Below are 24,218 nucleotides of genomic sequence, written 5' to 3' on the forward strand. Positions count from 1 at the left end.
CGCTCGGCGTCAGGCCGGATCTTCCGTCTCGACTGGTGCGGTCAGCACATCCGACAGCGCGTACGACACCGGCTCCTCCAGCTGCTCGTACGTGCATGAGCTCGGCTCGCGGTCCTCGCGCCAGCGCAGGAACTGCACGGTGTGCCGGAACCGCTGCCCCTCCAGCTGGTCGTACTTCACCTCGAGCACGCGCTCGGGCCGGAGGCGCACGAACGAGACGTCCTTGCCGGAGGAGAACCGGTTGCGATCGGTCTCGCCGCGGACGGCGTCGCCCGCGTCGTCGCGGTCGACGAGCGGTTCCAGCTCGTCGAGCAGCTCCGCCCGGCGCGCGTTGCTGAACGCCGAGACCCCACCCACGTTCCGGAGCTCGCCATCGGCGTCGTAGAGGCCCACCAGCAGCGAGCCGACGCCGGCGCCGCTCTTGTGCACGCGGTAGCCGAGCGCGACCACGTCGGCCGTGCGCGAGTGCTTCACCTTGAACAGGGCGCGCTTGCCCGGCGCATACGCATCGGCGAGCGGCTTGGCGACGACGCCGTCGAGCCCCGCACCCTCGAAGCGTGTGAACCACTCGCGAGCACGCTCCGGATCGGTGGTGGCGCGGGTGAGGTGCACGGGTGACGGTACGCCGGCGAACAGTGCTTCCAAGCGTGCTCGACGCTCGCGGAAGGGAGCGCCCATGAGATCGTCGTCGCCGTCGCGCAGCAGGTCGAAGGCGACGATCATCGCAGGCGTCTCGGCCGACAGCTTCGCGATCCGGCTGGCGGCCGGATGGATGCGCTGGCTCAGCGCCTCCCAGCTCAGTCGTCCCCCTTCGGCGACGACGATCTCCCCGTCGATGAGGCAGGGGCGGGGGAGCAGTCGCGGCAGGGCGTCGGTGAGTTCGGGGAAGTATCGGGTGAGCGGCTTCGCTCCGCGCGAGCCGAGCTCGACCGACTCGCCGTCCCACGAGGCGAGCACGCGGAAACCGTCCCACTTCGGCTCGTACAGCAGACCGCCGTCCGTCTTCTCCGGATCCGGGACATCCGGAACGGCCTTCGCCAGCATCGGCTGCGGGATGGCATGCGTCATGCCGCCCATCCTGCCCGCCGCCCTGGCGCGGGTCCAGACCCCGCGTGTGCGCGGGTCAGGCGAAGACGTGCGCCAGGGTCGACGGCAGGCCGCGGTCGCGCAGCGCCGTGCGGGCGGCGTACCAGCCGGCCATGCCGTTCACTCCGGGGCCGGGCGGGGCCGACGCCGAGGCGAGATAGACACCGCGCATCGGCGTGCGCCACGGTGTGGGTGAGATCACGGGGCGGCGGAACGCCTGCATCAGCGTGAACGCGCCGCCGAGCACGTCGCCGCCGAGGGCCGACGGGTTCTCCGCCTCTCGGGCGTTCGCCGGCACCGCATGCGAGGCGAGCACGCGGTCGCGGAAGCCGGGAGCGAAGCGCTCGATCTGCGCGGTGATCAGCTCGGTCGGGTCGACGGGGGATTCATTCGGCACGTGGATGTACGCCCACAGCACCTGCTTGCCCTCCGGCGCCCTGGTCGCGTCGAGCACCGACGGCTGCACCGCCAGCACGTACGGCGCATCGCTGATGCGACCGCGCGCGACGGCGTTCTCGCTCGCCTCCGTCTCGGCGCGCGTGCCGCCCACGTGCACGGTGGGGGAGAGCGTCAGGGCCTCGTCGGCCCACGGAACGGGGCCGTCGAGTGCGAAGTCGACCTTCGCGGCGGCCGGCCCGTATCTGTAGCGATCCAGCGCGCGTGCGTACGACGACGGCACATCCGGATGTGTCAGTGCCAGCTTCGGCGATGTGTCGAGCATCAGCACGTCGCCCGACGCGGGATCCCCCCAGTCGAGGGACGCCAGGTCGCGCACGTGCTCGCCCGTGACGACGCGGCCGCCGTGCGCGGTGAGGTCGGCGATGAGGGCATCGGCGATCGACTGCGCTCCGCCTGCCGGGTAGCCCCATCCGGTCTCGGCGTGGCCGTGCGCGGCGAGCATCAGCCCGGCTGCCGCACCTGCCAGCGAGGGCAGGGGTGTGTTGGCGTGAGCGAGCACGCCGGTCAGCAGCGACTGCGCCTCCTCGGTGCGCAGCACGCCGCGGCCGAGCGGTGTGCCTGCAGGCAGCATGCGCAGGGCGAACCGGATGGTGGTGAGCAGGTCGCGAGGTATGCGCACCATGTTGCTGCCGGTGAAGTCCACGACGCCGCCGATCCGCTTCGCGAGCGGGCTGAGCATCCGGAGCCACGCGGTGCCGTCGGTGCCGAGGCCCGCTGCGGTGCGCTCGATGTCGCGCCACGCGACCGCCGAGCGGCCGGGTGTGATCGCCTGCGCGTACGAGATGTCGGGCACGATCCAGTCGACCGTGTCCATCAGGCCCGCGGCGCGGAAGAACGGAGAGGTCAGCGCGATCGGGTGCACCGCCGAGCAGACGTCGTGTCGGAAGCCCGGCAGCGTCATCTCGGTCGTCGCGACTCCGCCGCCCGCGTGATCGGCGGCCTCGAGCACCGTGACCTCGTATCCGCCGCGGGCAAGGGCCACAGCCGCAGCCAACCCGTTCGGACCGCTCCCGATGACCGTTGCTCGCACCTGCCCATTGTCGCAGGTCCACCGGTCCCGCCGCCTGAGGGCACATGGCGCTACGCGAAGGCGCCGACGCCGGTGATGTCACGGCCGATCAGTAGTGCTTGGACGCTCTCGGTGCCCTCGTAGGTGTGGATGGCTTCGACGTCGGCCAGGTGCTGGATGACACGGTTCTCGAGCAGGATGCCGTTGCCGCCGAGCATGTCGCGGGCAGTGCGGGCGATGTCGCGCGCCGTGCGGGTGTTGTGGAACTTCGCCAGCGACGCCTGCGTGGGCCGCAGCTGTCCCGCCGCTTCGATGTCGGCCAGGCGCCGGCAGTAGAGCTGCATCGAGGTCAGCTGCGCGAGCATCTCGGTGAGCCGCTGCTGCACCATCTGGAACCTCGCCAGCGGCTTGCCGAACTGCTCCCGGGCCGACGCGTACGCCAGCGCTGCTTCATAGCAGGCTGTTGCGTGCCCCAGCGCCGACCACGCCACACCGGATCGCGTGGCGAACAGCACGGTCGAGGTGTCCTTGAACGAGTGGGCGCCGGGGAGCACGGCATCCGCCGAGACCCGCACATCGTTCAGCCGGATGTGCGCCTGGTGGATCGCCCGCAGTGCGACCTTGCCCTCGATCACGCTCGCCTCGTACCCGTCGGTGTCCTGCTCGACGAGGAAGCACCGCACGGCGCCGTCGTCGGGGTCCCCGAGAGACGCCACGCGCGCCCACACGAACGTGATCCCGCCGGATGCCCCGTTGCCGATCCACTTCTTCGCACCCCGAATGATCCATCCGGAGCCGTCCCGGGTCGCAACCGTCTCCAGTGAAGTCGAATCCGACCCGTGCGTCGGCTCGGTCAGGGCGAACGCCCCGAGCACGGCGCCGTCGGCGAGCGGTCGCAGCCAGCGGGTCTTCTGCTCGTCGCTGCCGAACAGAGCGAGCGTGCGCAGTGCCAGTCCGCCCTGCACGGCGAGGATCGTGCCGAGGGAACCGTCGCCGCGGGAGAGCTCCATGTTCACCAGCCCGGCCGCCAGCGGCGACAGATGTGTGAGCCCCGGATGATCGATGCCGTCGGTCAGCAGATCGAGCTCGCCCATCCGGGGAACGACCTCGATCGGATACTCCGACGCGTCCCAAGCGGCGAGCATCCGCTCGCTCGTCTCGTCGACGAGGGTGCGAGCGCGGCGCCACGCCTCCTGATCGGAGCCTGCGACGTCGGAGAAGACCTCGTAGTAGTCGGTGTCGGCAGGGGCGGTGACGTCGTACTTCTCTGTGCGATCGCCTGGCAGCGGAGTGGTCATGCCGTCACGCTATGGCTGTTCAGGCGGCGGTTCCAACCGATTGTGGGGTTCCGACAGGCGAGGTGGGGGTCGCTCCGATCAGCCGATGTCGACGAACAGCAACAGCAGTGCGGGCGCGGCGCGAGCCCGCAGGCTGAGACGAAACGACGCACGCGGTGCGGGTCCATTCGGCACATGAGTCCGTCTCCGTTAAGGTGGAGCGCAAGCTTCAGAAAGGGCGCGAGATGTTCCTGCTCAGCATTGTCTTGTTCGTCGGCGGAATCGCGCTGTTCGGCGTGGCCTTCATGCCGTTCATCACGGTCGGCTTCGTGTCCGCGCTCGTCTTCGCGCTCGGCATCATCTGCGTGTGCCTGTCGATGGCGCTGCCGATCCACGCGCGATCCGGCGCCACGCACCAGCGCTGAATCGCCCGCTTCCAGAACGCACCCGGCCCCGCGCCGGGTGCGTTCTGCTGTGTCGGCGGCTCCGGTGTGAGAGATCGCGCCTCCCGCTCGACGGGGCCGCAGATGGGCACATCCGAGTGCGAGGCGGGGCCTGGGGCCGCGATTCGGCACACTGGAGCGAACAGCGGGTGCTGGGTAGGCTGAGGCGAGGCGGGCTCCGCTCGCCTTGACGGGGTCGAAGGCCCCTCGTAGCATTTTGTTACCGGTCACAAGATCCGGACGTACAGCAGTGAGGTTTTACGTGAGCGACGCCGCCCCCACATTTGCCCCAGAGATCGAAGAGGCCATCCGCACCGCCCGCGCTGAAGTCTCGGCGCTGCACGCCGAACTCGTGCGCTACGGACTCGTCGTGTGGACCGGAGGCAACATCTCGAGCCGTGTACCCGGAGCGGATCTGCTCGTCATCAAGCCCAGCGGCATCAGCTATGACGACCTGGCGCCCGAGAACATGATCCTCTGCGATCTGGACGGCAATGCGATCCCCGGTGCGCCCGGCAGCGAGCGCGCGCCCTCCAGCGACACCGCGGCGCACGCCTACGTGTACCGCCACATGCCGGACGTCGGCGGCGTGGTGCACACGCACTCGACCTTTGCCGTTGCGTGGGCGGCGCGCGCCGAGGAGATCCCGTGCGTCATCACGGCGATGGCCGACGAGTTCGGTGGTCCGATCCCGATCGGCCCGTTCGCGATCATCGGCGACGACTCGATCGGCCGCGGCGTCGTCGAGACGCTGCGCGGCCACCGCTCGCGCGCCGTGCTGATGCAGAACCACGGCCCGTTCACCATCGGTGTGAACGCCAAGGACGCCGTGAAGGCGGCCGTGATGGTCGAGGACGTCGCGCGCACCGTGCACTACGCCCGCGAGGCGGGCGAGTTGGTGCCGATTCCGCAGGAGTCCATCGACAGCCTCTACAACCGCTACCAGAACGTGTACGGGCAGAGCACGGACGCTCGTCGATGACCGGCGCGCAGGACATCCTCACGGGCCGCACCAGTCTCGGCATCGAGCTCGGCTCGACGCGCATCAAGGCGTGCCTGATCGGCTCGGATGCCACCGAGGTGCTCGCCACGGGCGGCCACGCCTGGGAGAATCGACTCGAGAACGGGCTGTGGACGTACTCGCTCGACGACGTGTGGTCAGGGCTGCAGGCCGCGTACGCCGGCCTGGTCGCCGACGCGGAGACGCGCCACGGCGTGCGCCCCGACACGTTCGGGGCGATCGGCGTCTCCGCGATGATGCACGGATACCTCGCCTTCGACGCCGCGGGGGAGCTGCTCACACCGTTCCGCACCTGGCGCAACACCAACACGGGTGAGGCGGCGACCGAGCTGACCGAGCTGTTCGGCGTGAACATCCCGCTGCGCTGGTCGATCGCGCACCTGCACCAGGCCGTGCTCGACGCCGAGGAGCATGTGCCGAGCCTCGACTTCGTCACCACTCTCGCCGGGTACGTGCACTCGCGCCTGACAGGTCGGCGCGTGCTCGGCGTCGGCGACGCATCCGGAATGTTCCCCATCGACTCCGAGACCTGCGACTTCGATGCCCGGATGATGGATGCCTACGACGCGCGCGCCGGTGAGGCGCTGCCGGCTCCCGTGGGGTCGCTGCTGCCCGAGGTGCTCACTGCGGGCGCCGAGGCGGGTTCGCTGACCGACGAGGGGGCAGTGCTGCTCGACCCGACGGGCACACTGCGCGCCGGAGTTCCGCTGTGCCCGCCGGAGGGCGACGCGGGCACCGGCATGGTGGCGACGAACTCCGTCGCACCCCGCACGGGAAACGTCTCGGCTGGCACGAGCATCTTCGCGATGGTGGTGCTCGAGAAGGCGCTCGAGAGCGTGCATCACGAGCTCGACCTGGTCACCACTCCCGCAGGCGACGCCGTCGCGATGGTGCACTGCAACAACGGCGCCAGCGAGCTGGGCGCATGGGCCGGCCTGTTCTCGCGCTTCGCCGCGGCATCCGGCCATTCGCTCGACGACGACGCCGTGTTCGAGGTGCTGTTCAGCGAGGCGCTCGTCGGAGAGCCGGACGCCGGCGGCCTCCTCGCCTACAACCATCTCGCCGGCGAGCCGGTCGCCGGTCTCACCGAGGGCGTGCCGCTGTTCGTGCGCACATCCGGCAGCGACCTCTCGCTCGCCAACGTCATGCGCTCGCAGATCTACGGCGTGTTCGGCACGCTCGCGATCGGGATGCAGGTGCTCGCCGACGAGGGGGTGATGCTCGAGCGGATGTTCGCCCATGGCGGCCTGTTCCGCACGGCCGGCGTCGCACAGCGCTTCCTCGCCGGTGCCCTAGGCGCGCCGGTGGCGGTCGGGGAACTCGCCGCGGAGGGCGGCGCGTGGGGGATCGCCGTGCTCGGCTCCTACCTCGCGCACGCCGACCAGATGCCGCTCGAGAAGTACCTCGATGACGAAGTCTTCGCCTCCGCGGAACTCAGCGTGATCGATCCGGATCCGGTGGACGTCGCCGGATTCACCACCTACCTCAACCGCTATCGCGCGGGCCTGGCCATCGAGGCCGTGGCCCCGCAGGCAATGAACCGAACGGAAGACGCATGACTCGCACCCCGCTGTCCACGACGCTCGACGAGTACGAGATGTGGTTCCTCACCGGCAGTCAGCACCTGTACGGTCCGGAGACGCTCGCCCAGGTCGCCGATCAGTCGCAGCAGATCGCGGCTCAGCTGAGCGAGGCGCCGGATGTCGCGGTGAAGCTGGTATGGAAGCCGGTGCTGACAGACTCCGAGGCGATCAAGCGGATCGCGCTGGAGGCCAACGCCGACGACCGCGTGATCGGCGTCATGGCATGGATGCACACCTTCAGCCCAGCCAAGATGTGGATCGCCGGCCTCGACGCGCTGCGCAAGCCGCTTGCGCACCTGCACACGCAGGCGAACGTCGAGCTGCCGTGGGCCGACATCGACTTCGACTTCATGAACCTGAACCAGGCCGCGCACGGCGACCGCGAGTTCGGCTACATCCAGACGCGCCTCGGCGTGCCGCGCAAGACGATCGTCGGCCACGCCGGTGACCCCCGCGTGCAGCGCGAGCTCGGCACGTGGCAGCGCGCGGCGGCCGGCCTTGCGGCCTCGCGCAGCCTGAAGCTGGCGCGCTTCGGCGACAACATGCGCTTCGTCGCCGTGACGGAGGGCGACAAGACCGAGGCGGAGCTGCGCCTCGGCGTGCAGGTGAACACCTGGGGCGTGAACGAGCTCGCCGAGGCGGTCGCCGCCGCGAGCGACGCCGAGGTGGATGCGCTGATCGACGAGTACGAAGAGCTCTACGAGATCGCGCCGGAGCTGCGGCGCGGCGGTGAGCGCCATCAGTCGCTGCGCGACGGCGCGGCCATCGAGATCGGGCTGCGTTCGTTCCTTGAGGAAGGCGGCTTCGGTGCCTTCACCACCAGCTTCGAGGACCTCGGCGAGCTGAAGCAGCTGCCTGGTCTCGCGGTGCAGCGTCTGATGGCGGAAGGCTACGGCTTCGGCGCAGAGGGCGACTGGAAGACCGCGATCCTGGTGCGCATCGCGAACGTGATGGGCGCCGGTCTTCCGGGCGGTGCGAGCCTGATGGAGGACTACACCTACGACATGACGCCGGGCGACGAGCTGATCCTCGGTGCGCACATGCTCGAGGTCTCGCCGTCGCTGACGACGCAGAAGCCGAGCCTCGAGGTCCACCCGCTCGGCATCGGCGGCAAAGACGACCCGGTGCGCCTGGTCTTCACCGCCGACCCCGGCCCCGCCGTCGTCGTCGCGATGAGCGACATGCGCGATCGGTTCCGCCTCACGGCGAACGTCGTCGAGAACGTCGAGCCGCGCCAGGCGCTGCCGAACCTGCCGGTCGGCCGTGCCGTGTGGAAGCCCGCGCCCGACTTCAACACGTCCGCCGCCGCGTGGCTCACCACGGGGGCCGCCCACCACACCGTGATGTCGACGGCCGTGGGCCTGGAGGCGTTCCGCGACTTCGCCGAGATGGCCGAGATCGAGCTGCTCGCGATCGACGATTCCACGAACATCACCGAGTTCCAGAAGCAGGTGCGCTGGAACCAGGCCTACTACCGCCTGGCCCAGGGTCTGTGATGACGCCCCGCTCAGGCCGCCAGATCCGGATCTCCCTGGCGGGGTACGAGGCCGTCATCGCGAGCATCGGTGCGTCGCTGCGGCAGCTGCGCTACGAGGGGCGCGACCTGGTCGTGCCGTTCGAAGCCGACGAGGTGCGCCCCGGCTACCGCGGCACGACGCTCGCGCCGTGGCCCAACCGCGTCGTCGAAGGTGCGTATGAGTTCGGCGGTCAACGGCACCAGCTCGCGCTGACCGAGCCGGAGCGCGGCCAGGCGCTGCACGGGCTGCTGTGCTGGGCGGACTTCAGTGAGCGCTTCGCTGACAGCGACCGGGTCGAGCTCGCCGCGATCATCGAGCCGCAGGCGGGCTATCCGTTCCGCATCGAGGTGACGGTCGAGTACCGCGTCGGGCCCGACGGTCTGCGGCAGACGGTGACGGCGCGCAACGTCGGCGCGGACACCGCGCCGTGGGGCACCGGTCCGCACCCGTACCTCGTGGCCGGTGACGGCCGCGTCGATGACTGGACGCTCACGCTGCCTGCGAGTCAGGTGCTCACGGTGACCCCGGATCGCCTCAGCCCGGTGGCGGTGGAGCCGATCTCTGCGCACTCGGAGTGGGACTTCCGTACGCCGCGCGCGATCGACGCCGTGTTCATCGACCACGCCTTCACCGGCCTGGAGCGCATGGACCGGATCGCCGAGGTGCGCCTCGAGGCGCCGGGCGGCACCGGGGTCGCGATGGCCTGGGACGAGCGCTGCCCGTGGGTGCAGGTGCACACGGCGGACACTCCGGATGCGGCAGCCACTCACCGTATCGGCCTCGCGGTCGAGCCGATGACCTGCCCTCCCGACGCGTTCAACTCGGGCACCGACCTGGTGGTGCTGGAACCGGGTGACGCCCACGCCGCCTCCTGGCGGATCAGCGCGATCTGAGAGCGCTCGGGGCGGCACGCTGGCGCGCGTGTGACGCGAGTGCCTACGATTCTCGCGAGTGCCTACGACGTTTCATAGGCACTCGCGAGAACGCAGGCAGTCGTTGGGCGTTGACCTGAGGCCATCAGTCGCTCGTGCTGAGCATGCGGGCCTACGTGTCCCCGCTCACCCCGATGCGGCGAAGCGCCGCTTTGACTGCCCGGCGGTGGCATTCTGCTGAATCCGAACGGCTGTGCATCGGGCGTCCGTGCCTGCTGCAGATCGGTTGAAAGTGCGGCATCAGCCGGCGTACTGGGAGGGGCCACCGGCGTGGACGACGATGCGGTTTCCCTCCTGGACGAACCGGACGGCGGTGCCGACGTCGTGAACGGACAGGAACTTCTCGGGGAAGTCAGGTGTGGCGGGGAAGTCGGCTATGGCATCGAGCCCGCCGTCGGAGCAGCCCCCTGTCGTGAAGTCGGCATCGCCGAACAGCACTATGCACCTCAACTCCGTTGAGTCGCCGTTCGGCCCGGTAGAGATACCGGTGCTCTCGAAGCTCATGGTGAACCCGACGACTGGCAGGCCGAGGTAGTCCTCGAACCGCACCGCGTCCGCGGGGTCGCCGCCGCCGAGCTGCACGCCGTCGAGCTCCTCGGGTATCCCGAGCTGCGGCGCCTCGTGCAGGGTGGCGACCACGGTCGGGTCGTAGCCGCTGACTGTCACGACGGCGATGCCCGTGATGATGCTGGCGGCCACGACGGAAGCGGCCCAGAGCGCGGCCAGTCTGCGCGCGAACGGGCGAGGCTCAGCCGGTGCGCTGTCCGCGGAAGCTGCGTCAGGATGATCCGGAGCGTCTGCGGCGTCTGGGGGACGCGCGTGCGATGCCTCGTCTCGGATGTCGTCTCGGCCATTGGGCTTAGTCTCATCCCGGGCACAGTTGCGCGCGATGAGGGCGGGGTCGACGGTGGTCGTTGCGGAACCGGCTGAGCCGTCTGCGGCCAGGAGCGAGTGGGCGTCCGCGTGGTCACCCCGTCTGGTGGAGCCGTCGTCTTCGGCAACGCCATGTGCGGCGCCGGTCGGGTAGCCCGCACTCGCCTCCGTTCCCGCGCCGTGCCCCGCCCCGTCTTCACGGATCCCCGCCGCCCGCTCTTCCAGCTCCCGCAGTCGGCGCAGCGCTGCGGGGTCGTCGGAGATGTCGGCGCCCTTGCCGTATGCGCGGGCGCGCAGCGCGGCGAGCTCGTCGGCGTCGTGCATGCTGTTCGTGCTCCTTCGACGATCTGACGGCCTTCGGCGCCGACGCGGTCATCGGCTATCGGTAGCGTACGGCGCCCGTCATCCGCAGCCGGGCACGCGCGCGCACGGCAACAGAATGCGCGTTCGCGAACAGGATCTCGCGGAATCCGCGTTCGCGAACGCGTGTACTGTGCAGCTATGAGCGCAACCTACGAGCAGTCGGCCGCATCGTAGGGTGCGGTGACCATCGCGTCGCCTGGGTCGTCGCCCGCCCAGCTCGCGCCGATCTCGGTCTGCAGCAGAGACCAGTGGGTGCCGTCGGCCCACCAGTCGCGGGCCGTGGTCGACTCCATGTAGATGCCATTGCCGAGACCGTTGTCCTTCGTGATCCGGTAGGTGGTGCCCTCGTTCTGGATGATCGTGGTGTCGATCGCGTTCGCGCCCTGATCGACCAGCGTGTCGCCGTACTCGTAGGTCTCCTGCGTGAAGTCGGTCGTCGCCCCCCCACATCACGCGGCTGTACGTGTCGCCGGTGTGCTCGGCGTCGTCGTACAGGTTCGACGACCAGTACACGACGAATGCGCCCTCGCCTGCTCCGCGATAGTCGGGAACCCAGGTTGCCTCCGGTGTCCATGCCATGCCGAGCTCGGCTCGCGTGACCCCGTCGGCGGTGGTCGCCACGTCGAACTGGCGCAGGTCGCTCCAGGTGACGAGATCCTTCGACTCCCACACGTTCAGCTTGGTGCTGCCGTTGCTCGACCAGTGGCACCAGTCACCGCATGCGCTGGTGCCGGAGTCGCCGCCGAACACGCGCAGGTCGGTCGCGATGATGTAGTGCGTCTCGGCGTCGGTGAACGTGACATCGCCGGGTCCGCCGACGGCCTCGGCCGGCCCGGCATCTCCCTCGGCGGAGTTCGGTACGGTCGAGCCGCTCGTCTGCGCGAAACCGTACGACGCGATGAGGCCCTGATCCGGTGCCGCGGCGGTCGCTCCCGAGGGAGCAATCCGACGACGAGTGCGGCGGCGGTGAGCGTGATTCCGGATGCCATCAGCCGCTTCCGGTTCGAGCGACCGAGGGGACCGGACGTGGTGCTTCTGAACACAACAGCTCCTTTGCCTGTCGCGCCAGCCCGACCGCACGCTGGACGTGTGATATGGGCCACTGCGGCACGGTGAGGCCGCGGCGATGGCTCTGCGACACTGCCGGGAAACCGTGCTTGTTCCCGGTAACATAACACGCTAGTGTTCCGAGGTGAAGACGTCGACCCGACGACGGACGACACAAGGCAAGGGCGCCCCACATGCTTCCCAGAGCGCACCAGCGCACCCCGCGTGAGCGGCTGCCCTCTGCCTTGATCCGGAGTCGATTCGACACTCGAACATCCGGTGCGGCGGCAAGCAGTCGCCGGCCGGTCATACAGCGGCGGCTGAGCGTCGCAGAAGGAATCGGCGGCGACGCCGAGGAACGGAGATAACGATGATCCGGATGAACCGGTCTCACCTCGCTCGCACTGCTGCAGGCGTCGTGGGCGGCCTGGTGCTCGTCGGCGTGGGCGGCGCGGCCATCGCCGAGGAGGTCGGCACCGACGGTGTCGACGTCAACGTCACGATCGAGGAGCAGGCGGCGGGCGCGCTCTCCCTCAGCGTCGCCGCCGAGAGCGAGACGCTCACCGAGGTCGAGGGAGCCTCAGCCGACTACCGCGAGTTCACGGGCGCGCTGCCCGATGTCACCGTAACCGACACCCGCAGCGAGGTGCCAGAGGGCGTGTACTGGTACGTCACCGGTCAGGCGAGCGACTTCGTCGGCGACGCGGGTCAGGCATCGATCACCCCCGACCATCTCGGCTGGACTCCCGAGCTGGTGACGGCAGGCAACGGCGAGGTGGCGCCAGGCGACGAGGTGCCGACTTCTCTCGACGAGAGCACCAATCCGACCACTCCGAACAACGTCGGTCTCGCCGGCGAGGAGCTGCTGCAGCTCGCGCTCGATTCGTCTGAGGCGACCGCGGCGAACGGCGAGTGGACGGCCAACGCCGACCTCACGCTGAAGACCCCGAACGACGTCGAAGCCGGCTCGTACACCTCGACGGTGACGCTGTCGCTGTTCGAAGACACCTACTGAACCACGAGTGAACCGGTCGGGGGCGTTGCGCTCCCGGCCGGCTCCCCGCACCCCTGACGCATCCGATTCCTTCGCCTGGGAGAACTGTGTTCCGCAACGTCATGACTCGCCAGCGCCTCGCCGCGCTCGCGGCCGCGCTGGGTCTGGTGGCCGCCACCGTCGTTCCGACCGCCGCTTCGGCGGCCGAGGAACCGGGTGCCCCTGCCGTGCGATGGGCCGTGACCCCCGCCGACGAGTCGGGGTCGGACGACCGCTTCTCGATCCAGCACGCCCTCGACGCGGGGGAGAGCGTGACCGACTTCATCTCGGTGCAGAACCTGGGTGTCGAGGAAGCCGCTTTCAGCCTCTCGGCGGCCGACGGCTTCACGACCCGCAGCGGCCGATTCGACATGCTCGCCTCAGACAAGGAGTCGGTCGATGCAGGCACCTGGGTCGAGATCGCCGACGAGGTGACGATCGCCGGCGGCGACAGCTCCGTCGTGCCGTTCACCATCACGGTGCCGGAACAGGCAGAACCGGGCGATCACCCCGCGGGAGTCGCGGCATCCGTGATCACCACGCAGTCATCCGGCGACGGCGCCAGCCTCGGCGTCGAGAGCCGCGTCGGCGTGAAGTTGATCACGCGCGTCAAGGGGGAGCTCACCCCCGCACTCGAGGTCTCGGGTGTCGAGGCGACCTATCACGGCACCTGGAACCCGCTGAGCCCCGGTGAGGTCACGGCCACCTTCGAACTCACGAACGCCGGCAACACCAGACTGACCGTCGCGGGAATCGCCTCGGCCGGAACGGGCGAGATCGCGTTCCCCGCCGACGGCGACCCCGTCGGCGACCTGCTGCCAGGCGATACTCGCGAGGTCACGGTCGCCATCGACGGCACATGGCCCACCTTCTACGCACCCGGCGAACTCGTCGTCACACCCGCAGCGGAGGCCATGGACGGCACGACGCCGGAGGCGGATGCGGTCACCGTTGACCTCGGCGCCTGGGCGATGCCGTGGTCGCAGCTGCTCGTACTGCTGGCCCTTGCTCTCATCATCGCCGCGCTGACCTGGAACCGCCGCCGCGGCAGGCGCCGCATGGAGGAGCTGCTGCAGCAGGCGCGCGAAGAAGGCAGACGCACGGCGGAATCCGGCGACGCCTCCGCACCGATGCGGATGCGGAGGCGGCATCGGCTCGCGATGCTCGCAGCACTGGTGCTCGCCGCATTCGCCTCAGCACCGGGCGCCGCAGTCGCCGCGACCGAAGCGGACGATGACGCGGACGGCGTCAGCGTGCACGTGAACATCACCGAACTCGACGACGGCGGGGTCGACCCGGGTGCGGACGGCCAGACGGAACCGGGAGACGACGGCGAGACCGATCCGGGTGTCGGCGACGACACCGCGACGGACGCAGGCGTCGGGACCGACACGACCGACGATGCGTCCACGGATGCGGACGACTCCGGCGACGACCTTCCCACCACGGGGCTCGACCTCTCGCTGACGATCGCGCTGGGCGCGGCCGGGATCGCCGCCTGCGCCGCCGGCGTGCACTTCTTCCGCCGCCGCACCGTGCGCTGACACGGATCGGCGCGCACGGACTTCCCTATGCCGCGTGCCGACGGCGCGCGGCCACACCCGAGAAAGAAAGTCGATGAGGACAATGTCGATACGTTCAAGACGCTCGCTGAGAGCCGTCGGTGCGACCACGGGAGGCGCGCTGCTCGCGGCCGCCCTCGCGCCGATCGCCGCCGCACCGGCCGCAGCTGCGGAGGATCTCCCCGCCCCGCTCGCGCAGTTCGCCTTCGACGAGGCGCCCACGGACGGCGAGTTCGCGTCGGGAGGCGCCACCGCCGCTGTGAACGGCACTGCGTCGCTGGTCGCGAGCCAGGAGGGACAGGGGACCGCCGCCGAGATCGGGTCGGACTTCTGGCTCGAGGTCACCGGTGAGGACGGCGGCTCGCTCCTGGCAGGTCTCGACCAGGCGACCATCTCCTACGACTCGCTGCCCGCAGCATCCGGGAACACCGGTTGGACCGTGTACGCCGCTGCCTCCGCTGATCCGCCGACCTATCAGCAGGAGCGCTACGTCGGCCTCATCGACGACGAGGACGGCGTCACCGTCGAGCGCTACAACAACTCGGGGGCGCGCGATTCGAGCGGCAACCTCGCGGCCACCGGGCTCACGGGCGAGTGGAAGCACGTCGATCTCGTGCTCGACGGCGACAGCGCCAAGCTGTACGTCGACCAGCAGCTCGTCGATGCCAACGCCGAGGGGCCGATGCTGACCGAGATCCTCGGTGACGGCGGCATCCTGCAGCTCGGCAAGGCGAACTGGGGCGGGGGAGAGTACTTCTCAGGGCTGCTCGACAACGTCACGATCTACTCCGAGGCGCTCACCTCGACTCAGCTCGGGCTGCCCGCGCCGGAGTCGGTCGTCGTCTCAGGCGACGATGTCACCAGCGGCGCCGTCGAACTCTGGCAGGGCGAGCAGACGCAGCTCACCGCGAAGGTCACGCCAGAGGGCGCCGAAGGCACCGTGACATGGTCGAGCGCCGATGCGCAGGTCGCCGCGGTCTCCGCGTCCGGCGCCGTCAGCGCCGTCAGCGGCGGCACGACCACGATCACGGCCGCTGCCGTCGGCGATCCGACCCTGACGGATGAGGTCACCGTGACGGTGAACGAGGTGACTGACGATGTGAAGGCGCAGCGCGACGCCGATGCCCTCGCGATCGAGAACGCCGACGACATGCGGGGCACCTTCTCGCTGCCGACGATCGGCACTCACGGCTCCGACATCTCGTGGGAGATCGTCTCCGGCAGTGAGCACGCCACGATCACCGAGGGAGTGAACGACTCCAGCGTCTCTGCGGAGGTGCGGCGTCCCGCCGCGGGCGGCGACGCCGCGGCGATCGAGCTCGTCGCGACCGTCACCGCAGGCGAGACCGCGCTCACGCGCGAGTTCACGGTCTCGGTGCAGCCGATGCCCGCCGACCTCGGCAACGACGAGGCGTACGTCTGGGCCTTCTTCACCGGCGAGGGCGTCGGCGGCGAAGAGATCAGTCTCGCGGCTTCGAAGGGCGACGATGCGCTCGACTGGAACACGCTGAACGAGGGCGAGCCGCTGTTCACCTCCCACTTGGGTGAAGAGGGACTGCGCGACCCGTTCATCCTGCGATCGCCCGACGGCGACACCTTCTACATGATCGCCACCGACCTGAAGATCGACGGTCGAGACGGAGGGTTCATGGGCGCGCAGACGCACGGTTCTCTCGCCGTGGAGGTATGGGAGTCGAATGACCTGGTGAACTGGTCGGATCAGCGCCACATCACGGTGAGCACCGACTATGCGGGCAACACATGGGCGCCTGAGGCGTACTGGGACGACGAGCGCGAGACCTTCGTCATGTACTGGGCGTCGAACCTGTACGACACGACCGATCCGGCCGACCGCACATCGCCGAACTACAACCGGATGATGTACGCCACAACCGACGACTTCATCGCGTTCTCGGAGCCGCAGGTCTGGATCGACGTCGATCGCCGCGGTCAGGCGGGCGCCGGCTCGATCGACGTCACGGTCGCCGAGCACGAAGGCGACTACTACCGCGTCTACAAGGACGAGAACTCGATGACGCTGCGTCAGGAGCGCTCATCCGACCTGCTCGCCGCGGTCGAAGGCAGCTACCCGTCGACGACCGGTGCGGACGACGAGTGGGTCGAACAGGCAGTGCGCATCGGCGCCGGGCAGGACAACGGCTACGGCGGCACATTCACTCAGAGTGAGGGGCCGTCGCTGTTCCCCGCGAACGAGGGCGACGTGAACGGGTACGACTACTACCTGTTCGCCGACCAGCCCGGCTACCACGGCGGCCCGAACCACTACGTGCCGATGGCGACGAACGACATCACCGACGGCGGCGCGTGGCAGGTCATCGGCGACGAGATGCCCCAGTCGCAGTTCCCGCAGAACGCCGACGGCGGCATGCCGCGGCACGGCACGATCGTGCCCGTCACGCGCGAGCAGTACCACGGCGTGCTCGAGGCATTCGCCCCGGAGCTCGCGGTGGTCTCGGTCGACGCGATCGACGTCAGCACACAGGCGGGGCAGGCGCCGGCGCTCCCGGAAGTCGCTCACCTGGTGAAGGCGAGCGGAGACACGGAGGACGCCGAGGTCGTATGGGATGACATTCCCGAAGCGGCATATGCCGAGGTCGGCACGTTCACCGTCGTGGGTGTGGCGCAGGACGACTCGCGCCAACCGGTGGAGGCGACCGTGACCGTGACCGAGCGCGAGGCCGACATCGAGATCGAGGCGGCAACGCGCTGCGTGTTCGGCAGGAACGTCCTCGTCACGACGGTGAGCAACAGCGGCGCAGAGGCGACGACCGTTTCGGTGTCGACGCCGTACGGCTCGAAGGACGCCGTCACGGTCGCCGCCGGAGCGAGCGCGAGCCAGTCGTTCTCGACTCGCTCGGCCGAGATCGCTGCCGGCTCGGTCACGGCCGAGTCCGCGGGAGGCGAGGCGACAGCCACGTACTCCGCCGCCAGCTGCGGCTGATGCCCCCAGGGGTGGGGCGGCGCCGAGTGCCGCACCGCCCCACCCACACACACGCCCCGCATGCGGGCACGAAGGAGTGCGACATGACGAACAGGCCTCACCCAGTCGCGGAGCGCAGGAACCTAGCCCCGCAACCATCACTGCTGAACCACCCATACGAGGGAGCAAGACCATGAGAACCCGACCCCCCGCACACCCACGGCAGCGCAGACAGCGTGCGCTCGGCGCCGTGCTGGCATGCGCCGTCGCCGTGCCGCTCGGCGGACTCGGCGCGTCCGTCGCGCAGGCCGCCGACGTGCCGGAGCCGACAGCCCACTACGACATGTCGCACAGCGGCACATCGCTCATCGACGTGTCGGGCAACGGCCGCGACGCGACGCTGACCGGTGCGACGGATGCGAGCTTCGTCGACGCAGGGGGCGACGATGTGCTCCGCTTCGCGAATGACGCCTACGCCTCGCTGCCGCAGGGCCTCGTCACCGGCGACGACAACGAGTTCACGGTGGAGTTCACCGTGGCGGGCGACGCCGCGCGCAACCACTTCGGATGGGTGCTCGGCGACGGCGTCGGCGCCTGGAACACGACCGAGCTGGGCAACCACGTGTTCGTCAGCCCGGTCAGCGGTCAGGGCGGCTACGCCGATGAGGTGCTCTCCGGCATCCGGGTCAAGACCGGCGACGGCAACGGCGAAGTTCGGCTGCCCGCCGCAGGTGGCATCGGCAGCGGCTTCGCCACGCTCACGATGGTCGGCTCGGGCGACGCGCTCACGCTCTACCTCGACGGCGAGGAGATCTCGAGCGCGACGCACGGCTACCAGATGAGCGACATCGTGCCTTCCGGCGACGTGCTCGGCTACCTCGGGCGATCGCTGTACTCGGGCGACCCGCTTCTCGAGGCCGACGTCACCGATGCGAAGTTCTGGGACACCGCCCTCACCCTCGAACAGCTGCGGGCGGCGCAGCCGACCGCCGAGGAGAAGCAGAGCGCGAACGAGGGGCTGCTCAGTCTCGACATCGAGCGGGCGATGCTCGGTGAGAACACCGGCCTCGACCGGGTGACGAAGCCGCTCGCGCTGTCGGACGAGCTGAACGGCGTGAGCCTGGAGTGGTCGTCGTCCGACGAGCAGGTCGTCGCACTCGACGGCACGGTGTCGCGCTCCATCGACACCGACACTGCCGTGACGCTCACCGCGCAGACCGGCTCCGGCGCGACGCTGACCTTCGAGGTCACCGTGCTCGCACCCTCGCTGTCGACCGATCTCGACGCGATCGAGCTGGCGACCACCACAACGGAGCACCTCCCGCTCGTGGTGACCGGGCCTTCTGAGGGCGCCGACATCGTGTGGGAGTCGTCGGATCCGGATGTCGTCACAGGCACCGACCCCGACTACGTCGCACCGGAGATCGGTGTGGCCGATCCCTACGCAGGGGGCGGAATCGTGACTCGCGCGGAGTACGGAGCCGGCGACATCGACGTGACTCTCACGGCCACCGCGACGCTCGGCGGACAGACCGAGACCCGCGAGTACGCGGTGACGGTCGCGGAGAAGGGACGCACGGCACCGAACGCGGGCTACGCCGCGGCGTACTTCCGTTCCGACGGCGACGAGCGCATCTACAGCGCCGCGACCACTGAGAACGACTTCTTCACCTTCGAGGAGGTCAATGACGGTCAGCCCGTCGTGGACAACTCAGCGGACACCACCGGTCACCGCGACCCGTACATCCTGCGCTCGCACGACGGCGACAAGTACTACATGATCGCAACCGACCTGTGCATCGGGTGCGGCACCGGATGGGGTGAGGCTCAGAGCAACGGCAGTCTCAAGGTGAACTTCTGGGAGTCGACCGACCTGGTGAACTGGGAGCGCACCAACGGCGACGGCAACGGTGCGATCACGGTCAACCAGCCGAAGGCCGGGATGACCTGGGCGCCGGAGGCGTACTGGGACGACGAGCTGCAGTCGTATGTGCTGTTCTTCGCCTCGCGCCTGTACGACGACGTCGAGCACACCACGGGCGACCTGCACGCACGCATGTTCGCCGTCGTGACCCGCGACTTCGTGAACTTCTCTTCGCCCCCGACGACCTGGCAGGACACGGGCTTCTCGCGCATCGACTCGACGATCGAGAAGATCGGCGACTACTACTACCGGTTCTCGAAGAACGAGGACGGGGGAGCCGCTGACGGCCTGGAGCGGGGCAAGGACATCTTCCTCGAGCGCTCGAGCGTGCTCACCGCGCCGACGACCGAGACGAGCTGGAGTGCCGACCCGGACCAGTCGTGGCAGCTCGTCGACACCGCCATGACCACACCGGTCACGGGCAATCATGGCGAGGGCCCGCAGATCGCGAAGCTCAACGAGGGTGATCCGAACAACACGGCATCAGGCGACGGATACGTCTTCCTCGTCGACAACTACAGCGCCGGCGGCTACCGGGCGTTCCTGACGAGCGGCGAGGAGATCGCCTCGAGCACTCAGAACGACCGGCTCTCGCAGCGAGACGGTTGGGAGCCGCGCACCGACGGCCTCCCGGCCAGCCCGCGGCACGGCTCGTTCGTGAGCGCGCCGCAGCAGCTGCTCGACGCGATGCACGGCTGGAGCGACGTCGAGGCCGTGGCCTCCGAGACGACGCTGACCGTCGACGGCCGCACCGCCACCGCCCGCGTCAGCGCAGGCGATGACGGCGAGGTCGCAGGCGCGGTGACGTTCTCCGGCTCCGGATGGACCGAGACCGTCCCGCTGACGGACGCCGAGGCGTCGATCGAGGTTCCGGACGGCATCGCGCAGGTGAGCGCGACCTACGACGGGTACCGAGACGGACTGGTTGCGACCTCGGAAGCAGAGCCCGTTGCCATCGGGGACCTCTCCGTGCTGGAAGCGTCGGCTGCGACGCGGTGCGTGGTCGGCAGGAACGTGCTGGCCGTGACGGTGACCAACTCCGGTGAGGACGTCATCGCGGCGACGATCTCGACGCCGTTCGGCGAGCGCTCGGACGTCGCCGTCGGGGCGGGGAAGAGCGTGACGAAGGCGTTCTCGACCAGACAGGCGGAGATCGGCGCGGGCGAGGTGACCGTGACGGCGGGAGACGCCGAAGCGGCAGCGCCGTACTCGGCGTCCGCCTGCGGCTGACCGGTCGCCCTGGAGGCAGCAGAATGCGCGTTCGCCGGCAGGATCTCACCGGATCCTTGTCGGCGAACGCGCGATCTGTGCTGCTCGGGCGCGCGGCGCCGACATCTCGGCCCTCGAGCCGATAGTCGCTAATCTGGGACGACCGTGCGATGGGCACGCGTCAGAGAGGATCAACGTGGCAGGCACGAGCGCCGAGAAACCGAATATTCGGCAGGTCGCGCAGCTCGCCGGCGTCTCTCATATGACGGTCTCGCGGGTGATGAATGACTACCCGCATATCAAGGAGGCGACCCGCAATCGCGTCCTCGACGTGATCGAGGAACTCGGCTACCGGCCGAACCAGGCCGCCCGTGCGCTCGCGACGCAGCGCAACCGCCGCATCGGCGTCCTCGTCGAGAGCGCTGTCTCGTTCGGGCCGATGAGCACGCTGCGCTCCGTGGAGTTCGCCGCACGCACGGCGGGCTACGCGGTCAATTCGATCGGACTGCACGACGGCGACGAGGTCACTCCGCAGGAGGCGATCGCGCACCTCACCGCGCAGGGCATCGACGCGCTGTGCGTGGTCGCACCCCGCTCGTCGTCGCTGGCGACCATCCGGAAGATCCAGATCGGCGTTCCCGTGCTCGTGGTCAAACCCGACAAGGACCCGGCGTTCCTCACGATCTCCGTCGACCAGCAGCAGGGCACCGTCCTCGCCGTCGACCACCTCGTCTCGCTCGGCCACCGCGACATCCTGCACCTGGCAGGGCCCCTCGACTGGCTCGATGCGCGTGCGCGCGAGCGCGCCTTCCACGCGCGCGCCAAGGAGTGGGGCATCAGGGAGCGCCCGATCGTGGTCGGCGACTGGTCGGCCGACTTCGCCTACGACTACGCGAAGGGCCTGCGCGAGCTGCCGGAGTTCACCGCGGTGTTCGCCGCGAACGACGACATGGCCGTCGGCCTCGTGCACGGGCTGCACGACAGGGGCTTCTCGGTTCCCGACGACATCAGCGTGATCGGCTTCGACGACATCAGTCTCGCCGCGCACGTGCTGCCGCCGCTGACGACGGTGCACCAGAACTTCCACAGCCTCGGTGTCTCCGCCGTCGACATGCTGCGCGCCGCGATCGAGGAGCGCGAGATCCCGCACGTGACTCGCATTCCCACCGATCTGGTCGTCCGCTCGTCGACGGCGGCGCCGAGGGAGGAACGGCGATGACAGAGCAGCGCCCTCTCGTCGAGATGTCGGGGGTCACGGTCGAGTTCGCGGGGAACCGCGTGCTCGACGGCGTCGACCTCACGCTTCGCGCCGGAGAGGTGCACGCCGTGATGGGCGAGAACGGTGCGGGCAAGTCGACTCTCATCGGCGCGCTGACCGGCACCCATCCGATGCGATCCGGGCGAGTGCTCATCGCCGGAGAGCCGTGGACGCCGACGGGCGTCGCGCACAGCCGTGCCTCCGGCATCGCGACGGTGTTTCAGGAATCGCACCTGATTCCCCAGCTCACCGTCACCGAGAACATCATGCTCGGCAATGAGGAGCGGAAACTGCTCGGCCTGAGTTGGCGGCGCAACCGCGAGCGCGCGCTCGACGTGCTCGCCAAACTCGGGCTCGACGATGTCGACCCGATGACGCGACTGTCGCACCTCTCGCCCGCAGTGAAGCAGCTGATCGCCGTGGCGAGGGCGCTCGTGCTCGAGCCGCGCGTGCTCATCCTCGATGAACCGACCTCGAGTCTGGACGGAGAAGAGGCGGGGCGACTGCTCAGCATCGTGCGGCGGCTGCGCGACCGGGGCGTGGCGATCCTGTTCGTCTCGCACTTCCTCGAGCACGTGCTCGCGGTGAGCGACCGGATGACCGTGCTGCGCGAGGGTCTCGTCGTCGCGGAGTATCACACGGACGACGTCGACCGCGCCGATCTCGTCTCGAAGATGGTCGGCGGCGACATCGAGGCGCTGCGCGCACTGCGTTCTCAGCGTGCCGCTCACCACTACGACAGTGGGGCACGGGCGAGGCTGCGCGCCGAATCGCTCGGGCGCCGCGGCATGATGGAGCACACGGATCTGGCGGTGTCACCCGGCGAGATCGTCGGCTTCGCAGGACTGCGCGGCTCGGGCCGCACGGAGCTGGCCAGTCTGCTCAGCGGTGTCGAACGTGCGGACAGCGGTGAGATCTGGCTCGACGGGAAGCGCATCGACCTGCGCACACCGGGGACAGGACTTCACCGCGGCATCGCGATGTCGAGCGAGGACGTGCGGAGCGACGGACTGATCGGCGCTCTCACCGGCAGGGAGAACATGATGCTCGCACTGCAGGCCGCACGCGGCTGGGCGCATCCGATCTCGCCAGGAGAGCAGCATGACATCGTCGAGACCTGGGGCGAGGCGCTCCGCCTGCCGATGGACGACCTCGATCGTCCCGTGGAACAGCTCTCCGGCGGTACGCAGCAGAAGATCATGCTCGCGCGCCTGCTGGCGATCAGGCCGCACGTCCTGATCCTCGACGAGCCGACCCGCGGCATCGATATCGCGGCGAAGCTGGACATCCAGAAGCGGGTGACGCGCCTGGCGGGTGAGGGCGTCGCCGTCGTGTTCATCTCGTCGCAGCTCGAGGAGGTCGTGCGCCTGAGCGACCGGATCGTGGTGCTGAAGGACCGAGAGAAGATCGGTGAGCTGAGCAACGGGCCCGGCGTCACAGTCGACACCATCGTCGAGATGATCGCCGCCGACCTCGCAGAGGAAGGGCTCTCCCCGGGCTCCTGATCGCCGTGACCCAATCGTGTCGAACACATGTTGCCGGAACAAATTGTTCCCGGTAACATAGACGGAACGACGCGCCAGCGTCACTGCAATCAGCAATGGATCCGAAGCCGGACCCACTCATCACCGGATGCCCGCTTCCGGTGTCTCAAGGAGGAGAACCATGTCTGCACGCAAGCACATCATCCGCACGGCCGGTCTGGCCGCAGTCGGCGTACTCTCGATCGGTCTCGTGGCCTGCTCCGGTGGCGACGACGGCGCATCCGGTGACGGCGAGGGCGGGACCGCGACGATCGGCTTCGTCGCGGTCGGACCCGAGGGCGCGTGGCGCGAGGCGAACGAGAACAACATCCAGGAGACGTTCACCGAGGACGCCGGGTACGAGCTGAAGTTCGCACCGGCGACCAACAACGACCAGAAGTCGCAGATCGACAGCTTCACGACCTTCGTCGATGAGGGCGTCGACCTGATCCTGCTCTCGGCCACGGAGGCCACCGGCTGGGAGGACTCGCTCGAGTACGCGGCGGAGGCGGAGATCCCGGTCGTGCTGCTCGACCGCGGCATCGAGCCCGACAACACCGACCTGTACGTCACGCGCATCGCGCCGAACAACGTCGAGGTCTCCTCGGCTGTCGCCGAGTGGGCGGAGGGCGAGTTCCCCGACGGCGCCAACTACTTCACGCTCGAGGGCCCCGCGGGCGTCTCGGTCGTGAATGAGCGGAACGAGGGCTTCGACGCTGTGATCGGCGACAACTCCGACTTCACCAAGCTCGGCGCTCAGACGGCGAACTGGACGACCGACGAGGGCAGGAGCGTCATCGAGACGGTGCTGAAGTCGAACGACAACGACGTGCAGTTCATCTTCGCGCAGAACGACGAGATGGGCATCGGCGCAGCGCAGGCGGTCACGGAGGCCGGTCTGACGCCGGGTGAGGACGTCAAGATCGCATCGATCGACGCGACGAAGAACGGTATGGAGGCACTCGCCGCCGGCGAACTGTCGTTCGTGGCCGAGTACAACCCGCTGTTCGGCGAGATCGCCCTCGACGTGGTCGAGAAGACGCTCGCAGGCGAAGAGGTCGAGCCGAGCATCGTCGTCGAGTCCGCGACGTTCGATTCGTCGGAGGCAGCCGAGGAAGCGCTGCCCGACCGCAAGTTCTGATCCGGGAGCTCTTCTCC

18 protein-coding genes are annotated in these 24,218 nt (G+C 69.2%); 13 read left to right on the top strand and 5 right to left on the bottom strand.

Going from position 1 to position 24,218, the window contains the following annotated elements:
• Positions 1-9: 9 nt before the first annotated feature.
• The 3 genes from DZG09_RS15595 to DZG09_RS15605 are packed head-to-tail and all read right to left on the bottom strand — an operon-like array spanning position 10 to position 3,852.
• Complete coding sequence (locus DZG09_RS15595; protein ID WP_119698677.1) at positions 10-1,068, bottom strand: ATP-dependent DNA ligase; 1,059 nt, start codon at positions 1,066-1,068, stop codon at positions 10-12.
• A gap of 55 nt (positions 1,069-1,123) precedes the next feature.
• On the bottom strand, positions 1,124-2,575 hold the full coding sequence (locus DZG09_RS15600) for a phytoene desaturase family protein (RefSeq protein WP_119698678.1): 1,452 nt from the start codon (positions 2,573-2,575) through the stop codon (positions 1,124-1,126).
• A gap of 50 nt (positions 2,576-2,625) precedes the next feature.
• The gene (locus DZG09_RS15605) at positions 2,626-3,852 is read right to left on the bottom strand and encodes an acyl-CoA dehydrogenase family protein (protein WP_119698679.1); all 1,227 of its coding nucleotides are present in this window, start codon (positions 3,850-3,852) and stop codon (positions 2,626-2,628) included.
• 224 nt (positions 3,853-4,076) lie between these two features.
• On the opposite strand from DZG09_RS15605, the gene DZG09_RS15610 reads away from it, so the two are divergent.
• The 5 genes from DZG09_RS15610 (at position 4,077) to DZG09_RS15630 (ending at position 9,288) form a co-directional block, all read left to right on the top strand.
• Positions 4,077-4,256 (top strand): hypothetical protein, encoded by a 180-nt coding sequence (locus tag DZG09_RS15610; RefSeq protein ID WP_162893357.1) that lies wholly within the window; start codon positions 4,077-4,079, stop codon positions 4,254-4,256.
• Positions 4,257-4,536: 280 nt separating this feature from the next.
• The gene (locus DZG09_RS15615) at positions 4,537-5,256 is read left to right on the top strand and encodes an L-ribulose-5-phosphate 4-epimerase (RefSeq protein WP_119698681.1); all 720 of its coding nucleotides are present in this window, start codon (positions 4,537-4,539) and stop codon (positions 5,254-5,256) included.
• The gene (locus DZG09_RS15620) at positions 5,253-6,854 is read left to right on the top strand and encodes a xylulokinase (protein ID WP_119698682.1); all 1,602 of its coding nucleotides are present in this window, start codon (positions 5,253-5,255) and stop codon (positions 6,852-6,854) included. Before DZG09_RS15615 ends, DZG09_RS15620 begins: the two co-directional genes overlap by 4 nt.
• Positions 6,851-8,374, top strand: a complete 1,524-nt coding sequence (araA, locus tag DZG09_RS15625; RefSeq protein WP_119698683.1) for an L-arabinose isomerase — start codon at positions 6,851-6,853, stop codon at positions 8,372-8,374. The genes DZG09_RS15620 and araA overlap by 4 nt, the downstream gene beginning before the upstream one ends.
• Complete coding sequence (locus DZG09_RS15630) at positions 8,374-9,288, top strand: aldose 1-epimerase family protein (protein WP_119698684.1); 915 nt, start codon at positions 8,374-8,376, stop codon at positions 9,286-9,288. The genes araA and DZG09_RS15630 overlap by 1 nt, the downstream gene beginning before the upstream one ends.
• A gap of 279 nt (positions 9,289-9,567) precedes the next feature.
• Here the strand turns inward: DZG09_RS15630 and DZG09_RS15635 are convergent, their stop codons facing one another.
• Both DZG09_RS15635 and DZG09_RS16690 read right to left on the bottom strand, forming a co-directional pair.
• The gene (locus tag DZG09_RS15635; RefSeq protein WP_119698685.1) at positions 9,568-10,524 is read right to left on the bottom strand and encodes a hypothetical protein; all 957 of its coding nucleotides are present in this window, start codon (positions 10,522-10,524) and stop codon (positions 9,568-9,570) included.
• Positions 10,525-10,712: 188 nt separating this feature from the next.
• Complete coding sequence (locus DZG09_RS16690) at positions 10,713-10,856, bottom strand: hypothetical protein (protein WP_162893358.1); 144 nt, start codon at positions 10,854-10,856, stop codon at positions 10,713-10,715.
• A gap of 284 nt (positions 10,857-11,140) precedes the next feature.
• Here DZG09_RS16690 and DZG09_RS15640 point away from each other — a divergent pair, with 284 nt between their 5' ends.
• The 8 genes from DZG09_RS15640 (at position 11,141) to DZG09_RS15675 (ending at position 24,201) form a co-directional block, all read left to right on the top strand.
• Positions 11,141-11,338 carry a hypothetical protein gene (locus DZG09_RS15640; RefSeq protein WP_119698686.1) on the top strand — a complete coding sequence of 66 codons (198 nt, stop codon included), beginning with the start codon at positions 11,141-11,143 and terminating at the stop codon, positions 11,336-11,338.
• Positions 11,339-11,989: 651 nt separating this feature from the next.
• Positions 11,990-12,625 carry a hypothetical protein gene (locus tag DZG09_RS15645; protein ID WP_205529206.1) on the top strand — a complete coding sequence of 212 codons (636 nt, stop codon included), beginning with the start codon at positions 11,990-11,992 and terminating at the stop codon, positions 12,623-12,625.
• 86 nt (positions 12,626-12,711) lie between these two features.
• A complete protein-coding gene (locus tag DZG09_RS15650; RefSeq protein WP_119698688.1) occupies positions 12,712-14,187 on the top strand; it encodes a hypothetical protein in 1,476 nt (491 codons plus the stop codon).
• Positions 14,188-14,269: 82 nt separating this feature from the next.
• Entirely contained in the window at positions 14,270-17,167 is a 2,898-nt protein-coding gene (locus tag DZG09_RS15655; protein ID WP_162893360.1) for a LamG-like jellyroll fold domain-containing protein, read from the top strand.
• A gap of 172 nt (positions 17,168-17,339) precedes the next feature.
• Positions 17,340-20,300: an immunoglobulin-like domain-containing protein gene (locus DZG09_RS15660; RefSeq protein WP_162893361.1), complete on the top strand. Its 2,961-nt coding sequence runs from the start codon at positions 17,340-17,342 to the stop codon at positions 20,298-20,300.
• A 175-nt stretch (positions 20,301-20,475) separates the two neighbouring features.
• A complete protein-coding gene (locus tag DZG09_RS15665) occupies positions 20,476-21,498 on the top strand; it encodes a LacI family DNA-binding transcriptional regulator (protein WP_119698691.1) in 1,023 nt (340 codons plus the stop codon).
• Positions 21,495-23,042 (top strand): sugar ABC transporter ATP-binding protein, encoded by a 1,548-nt coding sequence (locus tag DZG09_RS15670; RefSeq protein WP_119698692.1) that lies wholly within the window; start codon positions 21,495-21,497, stop codon positions 23,040-23,042. The genes DZG09_RS15665 and DZG09_RS15670 overlap by 4 nt, the downstream gene beginning before the upstream one ends.
• A 160-nt stretch (positions 23,043-23,202) precedes the next feature.
• Complete coding sequence (locus tag DZG09_RS15675; RefSeq protein WP_119698693.1) at positions 23,203-24,201, top strand: ABC transporter substrate-binding protein; 999 nt, start codon at positions 23,203-23,205, stop codon at positions 24,199-24,201.
• The last annotated feature ends 17 nt before the right edge of the window (positions 24,202-24,218 follow it).

The sequence above is a fragment of the Microbacterium halotolerans genome, assembly GCF_003569805.1.
GTDB lineage: Bacteria > Actinomycetota > Actinomycetes > Actinomycetales > Microbacteriaceae > Microbacterium > Microbacterium halotolerans.

Bases quoted from the DNA above. Each gene is read 5' to 3' on its own strand.
- DZG09_RS15605 (WP_119698679.1), bottom strand. From the start codon at position 3,852: ATGACCACTCCGCTGCCAGGCGATCGCACAGAGAAGTACGACGTCACC.
- DZG09_RS15595 (WP_119698677.1), bottom strand. From the start codon at position 1,068: ATGACGCATGCCATCCCGCAGCCGATGCTGGCGAAGGCCGTTCCGGAT.
- DZG09_RS15655 (WP_162893360.1), top strand. From the start codon at position 14,270: ATGTCGATACGTTCAAGACGCTCGCTGAGAGCCGTCGGTGCGACCACG.
- DZG09_RS15620 (WP_119698682.1), top strand. From the start codon at position 5,253: ATGACCGGCGCGCAGGACATCCTCACGGGCCGCACCAGTCTCGGCATC.
- DZG09_RS15630 (WP_119698684.1), top strand. From the start codon at position 8,374: ATGACGCCCCGCTCAGGCCGCCAGATCCGGATCTCCCTGGCGGGGTAC.
- DZG09_RS15660 (WP_162893361.1), top strand. From the start codon at position 17,340: ATGAGAACCCGACCCCCCGCACACCCACGGCAGCGCAGACAGCGTGCG.
- DZG09_RS15635 (WP_119698685.1), bottom strand. From the start codon at position 10,524: ATGCACGACGCCGACGAGCTCGCCGCGCTGCGCGCCCGCGCATACGGC.
- DZG09_RS15675 (WP_119698693.1), top strand. From the start codon at position 23,203: ATGTCTGCACGCAAGCACATCATCCGCACGGCCGGTCTGGCCGCAGTC.
- DZG09_RS15610 (WP_162893357.1), top strand. From the start codon at position 4,077: ATGTTCCTGCTCAGCATTGTCTTGTTCGTCGGCGGAATCGCGCTGTTC.
- DZG09_RS15640 (WP_119698686.1), top strand. From the start codon at position 11,141: ATGCCGAGCTCGGCTCGCGTGACCCCGTCGGCGGTGGTCGCCACGTCG.
- DZG09_RS15670 (WP_119698692.1), top strand. From the start codon at position 21,495: ATGACAGAGCAGCGCCCTCTCGTCGAGATGTCGGGGGTCACGGTCGAG.
- DZG09_RS16690 (WP_162893358.1), bottom strand. From the start codon at position 10,856: ATGGAGTCGACCACGGCCCGCGACTGGTGGGCCGACGGCACCCACTGG.
- DZG09_RS15645 (WP_205529206.1), top strand. From the start codon at position 11,990: ATGAACCGGTCTCACCTCGCTCGCACTGCTGCAGGCGTCGTGGGCGGC.
- araA (WP_119698683.1), top strand. From the start codon at position 6,851: ATGACTCGCACCCCGCTGTCCACGACGCTCGACGAGTACGAGATGTGG.